The following is a 13,239-nucleotide window of genomic DNA, read 5'->3' as shown; positions in this document are numbered from 1 at the left end:
CATCTGAGGAGTGATTATGAGTACAGCGGACAGGTCAAACGCTTATGTCCTGGGCATCGACGCAGGAACGACAAGCCTGCGTGCAGGTCTCTTCAATCTGCAAGGGGAGCCGCTTCACTTTTACGATCAGGGCTACACAACGCTCTATCCCCAGGCAGGGTGGGCAGAACAGCGTCCCGCCGACTGGTGGCATGCACTGGTAACGGCGGTGCGCGCCTGTCTGGCGGCGAGCAATGTAGATACGTCACGTGTGATCGGACTCGCCATCGACGCGCCATGCGACATCCTGCTCACCGATGCTTCAGGTAATCCGCTTACCGACAGCATTATGTGGATGGATCTGCGCGCAACTCAGCAGGCCCGACAACTGACGGAGACGCATGATCCGATTCTGCGCTATTGCGGGGGCGATGTCCCTGCGGAATGGCCGATCCCTAAAGTGCTCTGGCTCAAGCAACAGCAACCTGCGCTCTGGGAACAGGCAACCTATCTGGTGGAGCAAATGGGCTGGCTCACCTGGCGTCTGACTGGCTCCTGGGCCATTCCTCTGAACAGCGCCGCCGCCAAGTGGCATTATCGCGCCAACGCGGATGATACGACACCTGCTGGCTGGCCGCTCAGTTTATTACAGAGCGTGGGCCTGGAAGACCTGCCGCAGAAAGCGCCGGGTACAGTCGTACCAATGGGCGTTAAAGCAGGCGAGTTGACCGCGCAAGCGGCTCAGGAATTGGGATTGCAGGCAGGGATAGCCGTTTCGATGAGCGGCATTGATGCCCATGCTGGCATGATCGGCATGAATGTACTGGCTCCTGGCACGCTGGCTCTCATCACCGGTACCTCGACCTGTCAGCTTGTGCAATCGCCAGGGCCAGTTATCGATCCCGGCCTGTGGGGTCCATTCGAGGATGCTGTCATCCCCGGCGATTGGACGATTGAGGCGGGGCAAGCCAGCACAGGTGGCACGGTACGCTGGTTACTCGATCTATTAGGAGGAGCATTGCCAGTTGGAGCGGAGCGCTATGCTGCCGCCGATGCTGCCGCTGCCGCTATCAAACCGGGGGCCGATGGCCTGACGGTGCTCGACTTCTGGCAGGGGAGCCGCACACCGATCAAAGATCCACGCGCACGCGGCACCATCTGGGGTCTGACCACCGCACATGGGCCGGGCCATCTGTTGCGAGCAGTTTATGAGGGGACCGCTTATGGCAACCGACACATTCTGGAAAAGCTGGGCGAGTTGGGAGTGCCGACAACGCATATCACGGCCTGTGGTGGAGGGACACGCAGCGCGCTCTGGCTGCAAATCCTGGCCGATGTCGCGGGCGTTCCCCTCACACTCACCACCGTCCCGGATGCGGTCTCGCTTGGCAGTGCCATCTGTGCAGCTGTTGGAGCCGGAGCCTATCCCGATCTGCAAACGGCGGGTCAGGAGATGGTCCACCCAGGCATCACAGTAGAACCTGATCTGTCAACGCACACGATCTACGATGAGGGCTATGCGCTCTATAAAGAGACTTATAACGCGCTGGCCCCACTTTTCCAGCGTGCATAATTGATGCATCCGGCAATTGAAGGGGAAATGGCTCTGAGCACAAAGGATGTTTGGGATACCCGTAGCGACAAGGGGGGTTGTGGGGTCTTGGCGGGGGCCTTGCGCTTGTCGCTGTTGCACCGACGATAAAGGGAGGGCGACAAGCGCAAGGCCCCCGCAGCCCCTCCACACCCCCCTTGTCGCTACGGGTGGGGAGAACTTCTCTCCCCCAGAACATTTGCCAGATGCACCAATAATTGATGCATCCACGAAATCGGAGGGATGCCAATAGCTATTTTCATATGTTAGAAAGAGGATAATACGTAGTGATAACGCAGTACAATTTTAACGGTCTGGGAATGGGCCTGGGCAATATTTCGCGGCTTTCACGAGCAAAAACACGCTCGATTAGCCCTGAGAACTTCACTGGCGAGAAAGGACGCGGCGGTATGGCGACGGAGGGAACGGGTGCCAGTTGTGCGCGTGATCTGGGGCAGGGCTGGAAAATCTCGCCGTCCGTCAACATTGCTGCCAACAGCACCTTTATACTGGGAGAGATCGATGGTCCGGGCGCGATACAACACTTCTGGCTGACCACGTTTCCCGCCAACTGGCGCAGACTGATCCTGCGCGCCTATTGGGATGGCGAGGAACAGCCCTCGATAGAATGTCCGCTGGGCGACTTCTTCGTCAATGGCTGGTGCGAGCGTTGCAGCGTCAACTCACAACCCATTGCGGTCAACCCGGCTGGTGGCATGAACTCGTACTGGGAGATGCCATTTCGCCAGCATGCACGCCTGACATTGGAGAATGTGGGTACAGAAGACGCCATCGTCTACTACCAGATCGATTACACGCTAACCGATGTCCCAGAAGATGCTGGCTACTTCCATGCGCAATGGAGGCGCAGTAATCCGTTACCCTATAAAGAGGTACACACCTTGCTCGACAATGTGCAGGGCATGGGCCATTACGTCGGCACCTATCTGGCATGGCAGAGTAACAATACTGGCTGGTGGGGCGAAGGCGAGATCAAATTCTATCTCGACGGCGATAACGATTTTCCCACTATCTGTGGGACCGGTACCGAAGACTATTTCGGCGGTGCCTGGAACTTTGAGCATCCACAGGGCAACTATGGCGTCTATTCCACGCCATTTCTTGGCCTGCCACAGGTGATCAAGCCGGACGGACTCTATCGCAGCCAACAGCGCTTCGGCATGTATCGCTGGCACATCATGGACCCGATCCGCTTCGAGCAAGATCTGCGCGTGACCATTCAGGCGCTCGGCTGGCGCAGCGGCCACCGCTATCTCCCTTTGCAAGATGATATCGCCTCAACTTCTTTCTGGTATCAGACCGAACCACACGTCCCATACCAATCATTACCCGATGTCGATGGCCTGGAAGTGATCTAATCGCTCCTGTCAGCCAAAGGCGGGAAGGTCTCTTGTCGTAGAGCGATTATAAATCGTAACAACCAAAAGCGGCAAAATCTTTCGTAGTGTAGCGATAAATCGCTACACTACGAAATGCCTTGTTTGTGAAAGGAAATTTCCATCCACTAGTCATACCGACCAGATCGTTTTCCCATAAGCCTGATGCTTAATTAGTGAGATGAGCGCGTAACGACCCTAGCCATTGTGCGAACGAGTTGACAAAGAACGGCGACCAATGATCTTCCTCAGCAGTTTCGCAGTCGAATGTAGCCCACCACTCGATAAAGGCTCCGTTTCCATCGATAACAGGAGTGATGCGCAAAGTCGCCTCGAAATGACGCAATGGATAGGGGATAGGGTCACAGAACTCGTAGATCTGGAAGCGGTCGCGATCCGAGTGTGCCAGCAACCGCTGACGGATATTCTTATCTCTATAGCAAACATTGCGGATGGCTCCAACCTGATCACCCGCCTTGCCATCCTCAATGAACGTTTCGCTGACACCTTCCACCCACACGGTATAGTTGCCAAAGTCGCGAATAACTGCCCAGATTTGATCGGCAGACTCCTGGAATACCGTACTGTAGTAGGATTTTGTCATTATTGTTCTCCTTTCAAGCCACATGCTATCTCACGCGGCATTTCCTCACCTGGAGTATACAAAGAGACAGATGCGAAAACTATCTGATTCTTGCTCTTCAAATTACGCACAAAATTACTATAAGAAGTCTGCTTCTTAGCAGGATGAGGCCGTCAGAAACAGTGCATAATTGCCAGTTAGCGCGAAAGGCGCTACTATGAATGAATCACTATCGACCAGACACTTACAAACGAGGTTGAAGAGATGAAGCCAAGAGTAGTCAAGATATATTCAGAGAACAATGATTTTCAGCATGTGGAGACACTGCGGCGCAAACGAGAGAAGCGACACAAACACCAGGAATTTTTTGTGGAAGGCGTGCGACCAATCAACCAGGCGCTCAAGCATGGCTGGACCATCAACGCCTTCCTGTATGCACGCGACCACAAGCCTTCAGATTGGGTCAAAAATATCCTCCGCGATTCGCAAGCGCAAACTCATTATGAGTTACCTTCGCCGCTGATGCAAAAGTTGAGCAATAAAGAGGAGGCATCGGAACTTATAGCTATCGTTGCCATGCCTGACGATAACCTCGCGCACATCCCTCTCAAAGAGAAACCCTTGATTGTGATTTTTGATCGACCGGCCAATCCTGGCAATCTGGGAACGATCCTGCGCTCGTGTGATGCCCTGCATGTAGATGGGCTGGTGATTACTGGTCACGCCGTTGATCTATACGATCCCGAAACCATCAGTTCATCCACCGGTTCGTTCTTTGCTCTGCCCACTGTGCGCCTGCCCTCACATAAAGAGTTGTTGCCCTGGTTTGACGCGCTGAAAAAGCAATATGGTCAGATACAGATCGTGGGCAGCGACGAGAAGGCCGACTACAGCATTGAGGAACACAATTTCACCACTCCAACGATACTGATAGTGGGCAACGAAACATGGGGCATGAGCGCAACATACCGCGAATTGTGCGATACCATCGTGAAAATCCCTATCGCTGGTTCTGCCTCTTCGCTAAATGTGGCCTGCGCCACCTCGATTTTTCTGTACGAGATTGATCGACAGCGGCGACATAACAGATAAAATGATGCATAACACGCGAAAATCAGCTAGCAGGGGTTGATCTCAAGGTCATAGAGAAGGTATTCTGTTTATACAAGAAGGGAACCCTGGTGGTTTGCCAGGAAGGAACAACTCGGGAGACAGAAAAACAATGACAGATTCTAGAACGCGGATTGGTATCATCGGCTGCGGCAACATCAGCCCTATTTATCTGCAAGCGGGCAAGCGTTTCGAGATCCTCGAAGTGGTCGCCTGTGCGGATATCGACCTGGAACGTGCAAAGGCGAGGGCCGCTGAGTTCGACATTCCTAAAGCATGTAGTGTCGAAGAGTTGCTGTCCGATCCAGACATTGACATTGTGGTCAATCTGACGATCCCCAAAGCTCATGGCCCGGTCGGTCTGACGGTGCTCCAGGCGGGAAAATCGGTGTACAACGAGAAGCCGCTGGCCGCGCTGCGTGAGGAAGCCCAACCGCTGCTGACAACGGCACGCGAACGAGGGCTACGCGTTGGTGGTGCGCCAGATACCTTCCTGGGAGGCGGTCTGCAAACGTGTCGCAAGCTCATTGACGACGGAGTGATCGGTGAGCCGGTGGCTGCAACCGCGTTTATGATGGGACATGGACACGAAAGCTGGCATCCCGATCCCGAATTTTACTATCAGGTTGGTGGCGGCCCGATGTTCGATATGGGACCATATTATTTAACTGCGCTCATCAACCTGCTTGGCCCTGTGCGTCGTGTCACTGGCTCAGCGCGGATTAGCTTCTCTGAGCGCACCATTACCAGTCAGCCCAAATATGGAACGAAGATCGCGGTGAAAACACCAACACATATTGCAGGCGTGTTGGACTTCGCTAGTGGCGCGATTGGTACGATCATCACCAGCTTCGACGTATGGGGGCATCACGCGCCGATCATTGAGATTTACGGTTCGGAAGGGACGCTGAGCGTTCCCGATCCCAACACCTTTGGTGGCGTGGTGCGCGTACGCAAAGCGCGAGAACAGGAATGGGCTGAGGTGCCACTGACGCATGGCTATACACAGAACAGTCGTGGCCTGGGCGTGGCCGATATGGCTTATGCGCTGCGTTCGGGTCGCCAGCATCGTGCAAACGGCGAACTGGCCTATCATGTCCTCGATATTATGCACGCCATTCACGACGCCTCGCGCGAGGGGCGGCATGTGGAGCTAGCAAGCATATGCGAACGTCCCGCGCCACTTCCTGTAGGATTGCGCGAGGGAACGTTGGATAGTTGATCCGGCAAATGAAAAGGGAGCAAGGGCAGGACAGAGCAGAGCGATAATACAAACTTACCCTGTCTTCACATCATTCATGTAATTTACATATGGCCTTCGCACCATTCATATACATGCGAGAGAGTGTACTAAGAACGGTTTTCTTCTCAGTACACTCTCTGCTCATCTTTCACTCCATCCTTTCTCCAACATCCAACTCCTACAATGATCGCATTTCCGACCAGAAATCAGAAATACATGGGTATCTGGCTTGAAAAAAACAGACCAAACTCGTCAATACTTATTAAAGGGGATATATTGCCTGTTTGACTCGCTTCTGTCAGCTTTTTGGCAGAAGCAGACAGATGGGCAATTTTATTATTGAGAATGTAGGAATTGAACACCTGGCGAGGCTTATTTGTTTCTGATGCTTGCTTGTCCCGAACCCTCTATCCGTGCGCTCTTGCCAGCATCATACAGATAAGGCTGACATGTGGCAATAGATCTATACTGACAAGAAGGCTTACAGCGTTCATCCGATCAAGGGATTTAGGATACAGAAATATGAGGCAAAGACTACATCTACTTCAAAGGCGAACAACACTATCCGCCCGACCAGGAAAATGGTCTCGCTTGCTCCATATCAGGCTTCTCGGCGGTGTTACGATAGCGGGATTTATTCTCTATGCTGTTGACGCTATTTCCCAAAACGCACTCGGCCAGATCGGAATAGGTATTATGCAATCGTTGTTCACGCGACTACAAGCACTTATGACCGCCACAGACCTCTATGCCATCATCGTGTTTCTTATTCTGATTATTATTGGTCTAACCATTAGTTTTACATGGCTGTGGCGAAAATATAAGCGTTTGGAGCGAAAAATGCAGCAGAAGGAGTATATTGAGCAGATTGACGATCTTGTACTTACACACCTGCCACTCTTTATGACATGGGAAAAGGAAGGAGAATCACGTGACAACTGAAACACGGCAAAAGATACTGAGCGAAGTGCTTGAATTGACCGCGACACGCTTTCACAATCATGTGGATCGCGGGGCAATCTTCTTACCTGAGGAAGACGACCTCCTGATTCGAGCACACTGGGGCATTTCACCAGCCAGTGTGGAGCGCACCAGATGTTATATAGGCAACGATGCCAGGAAGAAGCGAGGCTCAGCAGGAAATGTCTACCTGACAGGACAGCAGCGTATCGCTCATATGCATCAGACGAAGGATGGACACTGGAAGAGCGACGATGAACACTTTATCGACTTCTCTGCCCATCGCCTCATCTGGCCCTATCGCTCTTCCGCGCTCACGCCTATTTTTGAAGTTGGCCCGGAGGATGTTGTGAGAAACCTGAAGCCGCAAGGCGTGCTGGTGTTTAACAGTCAGCATGAAACGATTTTTGATTCTGAAGAGGCGAAGGAGTATCTACGCCAGGCAAGCAAGAGGTTCGCTTTTCTATTACGGATCTATTCACCTAGTTTGAGCGGAGCGCGCTAAACGTGATGTTCTTCATCAGCCGTTGGTGTGATTAGCTGTATATTCACATTTTTCGCTTTTAGCTCTTATGATAAGGAGGCTATTCAGAAGGAGAAAAAACGCACGACGCCATTGTCGCGCCTGGAAACAGCACACAATATTTAGTAGAGGGGCATGGCCTCGTACAAGCGCCATTCGGGATCAAGGTTATACTGAGTCAGCAGGCGATCTCCATTTGTGCCTGTGCGGACGGTAACACGGGTATTTTTGCCGTCCACCAGAATCCAGGAGTCGCTGCGCTGATCGTAATAACTATCCTGCAACCAGTTTGTATTGGCATCCACCTCTGCTTCAATGCTGCCTTTGCCATCGGTAATCTTGACTATCAAGCCACGGCCACGGCCTGTATCGGCAAGCGAGATGTAATTGTCTGCGATCACTCGAATCGCGTGAGGATGATCCAATCCCTCCAGTACAGACTGCCAGTTGCCGGTCTCTCGATCAATCGCAACGATCATACCCTGATGGAAGAGAGAGGCAAGAATGCGTCCATCGGGCAGTTCAGCCGCCGAGTTGACGTGCGTGGTCTGCGCCAGAGTGCCATATTTGGTACCGCGATGGTCGGCGTTCTTGTCAAGAATACGGCGCTCTCCGGTTGGCGCATACTCGAAGCCATGATCGGTGGCCCACCAGTCCCAGAGGATCTCGCCTTCGCGCGTGAACTCAAAGATAGCGTCCAGACCAGTGCTCGCAACGAGATAACCGCGTTTCGTCCGTGTAAGGGAGTGCAACAGGTTAAATACCGGCAGACTGATCACATCGCGCTTGACTGTAGAGAGATCATGGCTCACTTCATGAATGGTATCCAGCGCAGCTACCAGCACGCCACCATCCGAAGGAGCCATCCCAGCAGGCATCGACAACTCGACAGCCGATTGCACAGATGGGCCGCCATTCAGCACACAGAGAAGACCACCCTGATCTTCTTTAGGCTTTGCCTGGCTGCCCAGAACAGTCAGAGGACACTCCGTTTTCTCACGATCTTCCTTTGAATCCTTCCAATGCTTCTTGAGCATGGAATGTTTCGTCGAGATGCAACTCAAAAGAATGTGCATGTAGATACTCCTCACATATTTCCTTGAATTGGATGTCCAATACCTGCGTAGGGCTTGACAGGGCATCCTACAAACTTTATAGTTCTCTTAACAGAGAGAAAATTAGTTTGTTGATTAACTATATCAACAATTCAGAGGAAGCACAAGGGATAAAGGTAACACCATTTGACCACGAAGGATGTGAAAGGATAGCCATAGTGACCAGGCATCCCACATTCACCGCCGAAGCACCTCCTGTGGTCGCCTTAACTTGCATGTAAATGAGGAGATGCAATGACAACACACGACGATCAGGACACCGCAACGTTTACGCTCAAGCATCTGGGACCGGGCGTAGGCAGTAAAGTTGAGCAAATCAAAGCCAACAGCAACTACCTTCGTGGGCGCATTGCAGAGGAATTGGCGGAGGACAGCAGCCGCTTTAGCGAAGATCAGGTCCAGCTCATCAAATTTCACGGCATGTATCAGCAGGAGGATCGTGATGCACGGCAGGCGCGCAAGGCAGCCGGTGCGGAGAAGGCCTATCAATTCATGATTCGGTCACGCATTCCGGGTGGCGCACTTACAGCCGAACAATATCTGGTAGAGGATGAACTGGCAGACCGCTATGGCAATGGATCGTTGCGCTTCACGACGCGCCAGAGCATTCAATTGCACGGCGTCCTCAAGGGCAACATCCGCACGGTCCTGTACAATATCAATAAATCTCTGCTCTCAACGCTGTCGGCTTGTGGGGATGTCAACCGCAATGTGATGGCCTGTCCCGCCCCCATTGCCAATCGCTCTCAGGCTCAGATTCAAGAGATTGCGCACAAAGTCGCGATGCATCTGGCTCCACGCTCGCGAGCCTATCATGAGATCTGGATTGATGGCGAAAAGGCCAGCACCGTTGGCGAGACGGAAGAAGATGTCGAGCCAATGTACGGCCCCACTTATCTGACGCGCAAATTCAAAGTAGGCATTGCATACCCTGACGATAATTGTATTGATGTGTTCACGCAGGATGTCGGGCTGGTAGCAAAGGTTGAAAACGACGAACTGGTCGGCTTCACCGTATTGGTTGGCGGTGGTATGGGAACCACGCACGGCAAGGCTGAGACCTATCCTCGCCTGGGAACGCCGCTAGGCGATATCACGCCTGATCAGGTACTTAAAACCGTCGAGAGCGTTCTCACGACTTTGCGGGACTACGGTGACCGCACGAACCGCAAACATGCTCGTTTGAAATATGTGGTCGAGGAGCGCGGCATCGAGTGGATACGTGCTGAGGTAGAGAGCCGCCTGGGTACAGAGCTTAGTGATCCAAGTCCCGTACATTTTGACCATGTGGACGACCATCTCGGCTGGCATCAGCAAGCAGATGGACGCTGGTTCCTGGGTCTGCACGTGGTCAATGGACGCGTGAGGGACAATTTGAAGGCTGGTCTACGCCACGTGGTCGAGCACTTCCGCTGCAATGTTCGCCTGACGGCCTGGCAGAATATTCTGCTGATTGACATCCCATCGGAGCAGCGCAAAGCAATCGAGGCCACGTTAGGCGAGTACGGGATCGCGATTGATCCCTCGGCATCTGGTACATATCGCTGGGCAATGGCCTGTCCCGCCCTTCCAACCTGTGGTCTGGCCGTAGCCGAAGCCGAGCGCATCCTGCCTGATGTCGTCAAAGAGATCGAAGCGGTGATGCAGGAGGTCGGTGTTGGTGGAGAGCCGATCAGCATTCGTATGACGGGCTGCCCCAACGGTTGCGCGCGCCCATACCTGGGCGATATCGGACTGGTGGGACGCTCCAAAGGGATCTATAATCTCCATCTAGGTGGTGACTGGGGCAATACGCGCCAGAACGAGAAATTCCTCCAGAATGTACGTATCGAAAATATCGCGTCAACATTACGCCCGCTTCTGGCACTCTGGAAAGAGGAGCGGAAGGAAGGCGAGACATTTGGCGACTTCTATCATCGGCTGGGGGCTGAAGAATTGCAGGCCCGTGTAGCAGCCAGACAAGCGCAGGTGGAAGAGCTTCATGCCTAAGTATTACCCGATCATGCTTGATGTGCGGGGTCGAGAAGCTATCGTTATTGGTGGCGACGCGCTGGCAGCGGAGAAGGCGGCAGCCCTCTTCCGCAGCGGTGCGCGCGTCACCGCTATCAGCCCAACGTTCAGCGCAGAACTGCAAGAACAGGCGGTTCGTCAGGAGGTAACGCTCTTGAGCAAAGCCTACGAGCCGGGCGATCTGGCGCGTGCCTTTGTGGTGATCGCGGCCACCAACGATCCGCAGATAATCGAGCAGATCTGGCAGGAAACGCAGGAACGCGGGCAACTGGTGAATATCGTCGATGTACCGGCGCGATGCAATTTTATCCTACCCTCGATCATGAGGCGCGGTCAGCTTACCATCGCTGTCTCAACCGAAGGGGCAAGTCCCAGCCTCGCTAAACGGATTCGGCAGCAATTGGAAGATACCTTCCCGCCTGCATATGATCGCTATATGCAACTGGCAACCGTCGCCCGAACGCTCTTGCGCGAACGGAAGGACATCTCCTACGATCAGCGCGATCAGTTTTTCGGCGACTTTTTCACATCGGAGATCCTGCACCTCCTCTCCGTTGGCAACGAGCAGGAGGCGCTCACCATTACTGTACAACTGTTAAAGCAACATGGAGTCGCAACTACCACAACAACGCTTGCGACCAGGCTGGCAGAGCGAGGATTGCAGTGACAATGACACTACAAAATGAACAACACTACACCACAATAGAGGACTTCCACGACCTCTATGAAAAGCCACGACGCGGCAAAGTCTATCTGATCGGTGCCGGTCCGGGTGATCCCGAACTGATGACCGTGAAGGGGTTGCGCTGTCTGCGTGATGCTGATGTCGTCCTTTACGACCGCCTGATCAGTCCGCTGCTTCTGGAGGAGACACGTCCAGGGGCTGCGCTGATGTATGTAGGCAAAGGACCGAAGAATCACAGCTTACCCCAGGAAGATATCAATACTCTCCTGATCACCTATGCTCGCCAGGGCTGTACAGTGGCACGTCTGAAGGGTGGCGATCCCTACATTTTCGGACGCGGTGGCGAAGAAGCGGAGGCGCTGGCGGAGGCTGGCGTTCCCTTCGAGGTGGTGCCGGGTGTGAGTTCGGCTGTAGCTGTCCCGGCCTATGCAGGTATTCCCGTCACACATCGCGACCATGCCTCGTCAGTCACGTTTGTTACAGGGCACGAGGGCTGTCATGACAAAGAGCAGGCCGTCAACTGGGCGGCACTGGCAGCCCTGGGTGGAACGCTGGTGGTCCTGATGGGCGTTACCGCCCTCCCCAATTTTACCAGACATTTGATCGAGGGTGGACTGTCTGCGGACACGCCAGCCGCCCTTATTCAAGAAGGTACAACGGAAAACCAGCGCATCGTCACCGGAACTGTCGAGAATATTGCTCAACGCGCCAGAGAAGAAGGCCTAACATCGCCCGCGCTGACAGTAATTGGCAATGTTGTCTCGCTCAGTGAGACACTGAGAAATGCCAGCACCCTGTTACGCCAGCAAGAAGTCTAGCATACTACCAGACGTTGTGGCTGACGGGTTTCTCTGCTGACCCTCTCTCTGTGTCCCTACCACGCAGCAGAAGGCCCATCTTTCCTGATCACATCCACTACAATGTTGTAGTGGATGTTTTTTTCTCAGAACATCAGCGGCAGGAGTGCAAAAATTCCAGCACGGCGGCATTAAACTGCTGATACTGATCGAACATGCTAACATGCCCGGCCCGCTTGAGGAGCAGGAAGCGGGCATGTCTCATTTCATCGCGCATATGATAGCCTATAGAAAGCGGAACCAACGTATCATGTTCGCCCCATACCAGCAATATCGGCGCAATAAGCATATGTAATTCCTCACGCACATCCACCGTTAATAGTTCGCTTGCAGCTCGGATAATAGCAAGCGGCCCGGCTCGCAGGGCATCGTATGCCAGGATGGGAAAGAAGGCCGGTGTCAAATAGCGAACAGAGGTCACAAGCGGCACCAGATATTCAACAACTGAGTGGGCATTGGGCGAAATAGCAGGTGATACCAATACAAGCGACGAAACCTTTTCGGGATGATGCGCGGCAATCCAGAGACAGATATAGCCTCCCATCGAGTGTCCAATGAAATGCGCCTGCTGTAATCCTACGCCCTCCATCCACTTGAGCAGCCAGGTAGCAGCATGCTTGAGAACAAAACGATGACGAGCATATCCTAGCGAACCAAACCCTGGTAAGTCCACAAGATACAGGCGGTATTGTGGCGAAAGGGCGGGAATATTGCGCTTCCACCAGAGCGAAGAGGCAGAAAGTCCATGTACCAGAATGATCGGCTCTCCCTCTCCCACAATCTTATATTGTATCTGCCGTCCCTCAACCTCAATGCTCTTCAATTCGATCTGGTATGTATTTTTGCTTTTCATAAACGTGATTAGACCAGGATAGCAAAAAACGCCTGGCTCAACAAAACCAGGCGTTTCTCTGCCAATAATGGATAGGGTTTGTTTTGGTGTCTGTACTTCCAGTCTACCATCATCATCTCTTTCTGTCAAGCGATGAATTTCGCACAAAGCTATCACACCTTTACCAATGAAGGATGAAAAGACAGCACCTTCTATTGCAGTCTAACGTGGATAGAGTATGATGTGATGCTAGAGTGCAAAGCCAAAGAGCAAGCATTCTTCGGCTCTACGAAGAGTTAGAGTGCGATGCCACAGACCTGAGAAACATTATCTGCTAAACACAGCATATAGTAA

12 protein-coding genes are annotated in these 13,239 nt (G+C 53.0%); 9 read left to right on the top strand and 3 right to left on the bottom strand.

Features of this window, described 5'->3' with window-relative positions; translation table 11 throughout:
* The first annotated feature begins 16 nt into the window (after positions 1-16).
* Together K3T83_RS25020 and K3T83_RS25015 are read left to right on the top strand one after the other, a co-directional pair.
* The gene (locus K3T83_RS25020; RefSeq protein WP_220205649.1) at positions 17-1,552 is read left to right on the top strand and encodes an FGGY-family carbohydrate kinase; all 1,536 of its coding nucleotides are present in this window, start codon (positions 17-19) and stop codon (positions 1,550-1,552) included.
* A gap of 338 nt (positions 1,553-1,890) precedes the next feature.
* Positions 1,891-2,949, top strand: coding sequence for a glycoside hydrolase family 172 protein (locus K3T83_RS25015; RefSeq protein WP_220208296.1), 1,059 nt, complete (start codon positions 1,891-1,893; stop codon positions 2,947-2,949).
* A 187-nt stretch (positions 2,950-3,136) separates the two neighbouring features.
* On the opposite strand, the gene K3T83_RS25010 is transcribed toward K3T83_RS25015, so the two are convergent.
* A complete protein-coding gene (locus K3T83_RS25010) occupies positions 3,137-3,571 on the bottom strand; it encodes an SRPBCC family protein (RefSeq protein ID WP_220205648.1) in 435 nt (144 codons plus the stop codon).
* A 243-nt stretch (positions 3,572-3,814) separates the two neighbouring features.
* Here K3T83_RS25010 and K3T83_RS25005 point away from each other — a divergent pair, with 243 nt between their 5' ends.
* From K3T83_RS25005 to K3T83_RS24990, 4 genes are all read left to right on the top strand, one after another.
* On the top strand, positions 3,815-4,642 hold the full coding sequence (locus tag K3T83_RS25005) for an RNA methyltransferase (protein WP_220205647.1): 828 nt from the start codon (positions 3,815-3,817) through the stop codon (positions 4,640-4,642).
* 130 nt (positions 4,643-4,772) lie between these two features.
* On the top strand, positions 4,773-5,882 hold the full coding sequence (locus K3T83_RS25000) for a Gfo/Idh/MocA family protein (protein ID WP_220205646.1): 1,110 nt from the start codon (positions 4,773-4,775) through the stop codon (positions 5,880-5,882).
* A gap of 543 nt (positions 5,883-6,425) precedes the next feature.
* Entirely contained in the window at positions 6,426-6,845 is a 420-nt protein-coding gene (locus tag K3T83_RS24995) for a hypothetical protein (protein WP_220205645.1), read from the top strand.
* The gene (locus K3T83_RS24990) at positions 6,835-7,368 is read left to right on the top strand and encodes a hypothetical protein (protein ID WP_220205644.1); all 534 of its coding nucleotides are present in this window, start codon (positions 6,835-6,837) and stop codon (positions 7,366-7,368) included. Before K3T83_RS24995 ends, K3T83_RS24990 begins: the two co-directional genes overlap by 11 nt.
* A 140-nt stretch (positions 7,369-7,508) precedes the next feature.
* Here K3T83_RS24990 and K3T83_RS24985 read toward each other — a convergent pair whose 3' ends face one another.
* Positions 7,509-8,462, bottom strand: a complete 954-nt coding sequence (locus tag K3T83_RS24985) for an aryl-sulfate sulfotransferase (RefSeq protein WP_220205643.1) — start codon at positions 8,460-8,462, stop codon at positions 7,509-7,511.
* A gap of 273 nt (positions 8,463-8,735) precedes the next feature.
* Here K3T83_RS24985 and K3T83_RS24980 point away from each other — a divergent pair, with 273 nt between their 5' ends.
* The 3 genes from K3T83_RS24980 to cobA are packed head-to-tail and all read left to right on the top strand — an operon-like array spanning position 8,736 to position 12,014.
* Entirely contained in the window at positions 8,736-10,490 is a 1,755-nt protein-coding gene (locus K3T83_RS24980) for an NADPH-dependent assimilatory sulfite reductase hemoprotein subunit (RefSeq protein WP_220205642.1), read from the top strand.
* Positions 10,483-11,178 carry a precorrin-2 dehydrogenase/sirohydrochlorin ferrochelatase family protein gene (locus tag K3T83_RS24975; protein WP_220205641.1) on the top strand — a complete coding sequence of 232 codons (696 nt, stop codon included), beginning with the start codon at positions 10,483-10,485 and terminating at the stop codon, positions 11,176-11,178. Before K3T83_RS24980 ends, K3T83_RS24975 begins: the two co-directional genes overlap by 8 nt.
* A gap of 2 nt (positions 11,179-11,180) precedes the next feature.
* Positions 11,181-12,014 (top strand): uroporphyrinogen-III C-methyltransferase, encoded by an 834-nt coding sequence (gene cobA / locus K3T83_RS24970; protein ID WP_220205640.1) that lies wholly within the window; start codon positions 11,181-11,183, stop codon positions 12,012-12,014.
* Positions 12,015-12,147: 133 nt separating this feature from the next.
* Here the strand turns inward: cobA and K3T83_RS24965 are convergent, their stop codons facing one another.
* Positions 12,148-13,053 carry an alpha/beta fold hydrolase gene (locus tag K3T83_RS24965; RefSeq protein ID WP_220205639.1) on the bottom strand — a complete coding sequence of 302 codons (906 nt, stop codon included), beginning with the start codon at positions 13,051-13,053 and terminating at the stop codon, positions 12,148-12,150.
* Positions 13,054-13,239: the final 186 nt, after the last annotated feature.

Source organism: Reticulibacter mediterranei, from assembly GCF_016587455.1.
This window is presented reverse-complemented; position numbering and strand designations above follow the sequence as displayed.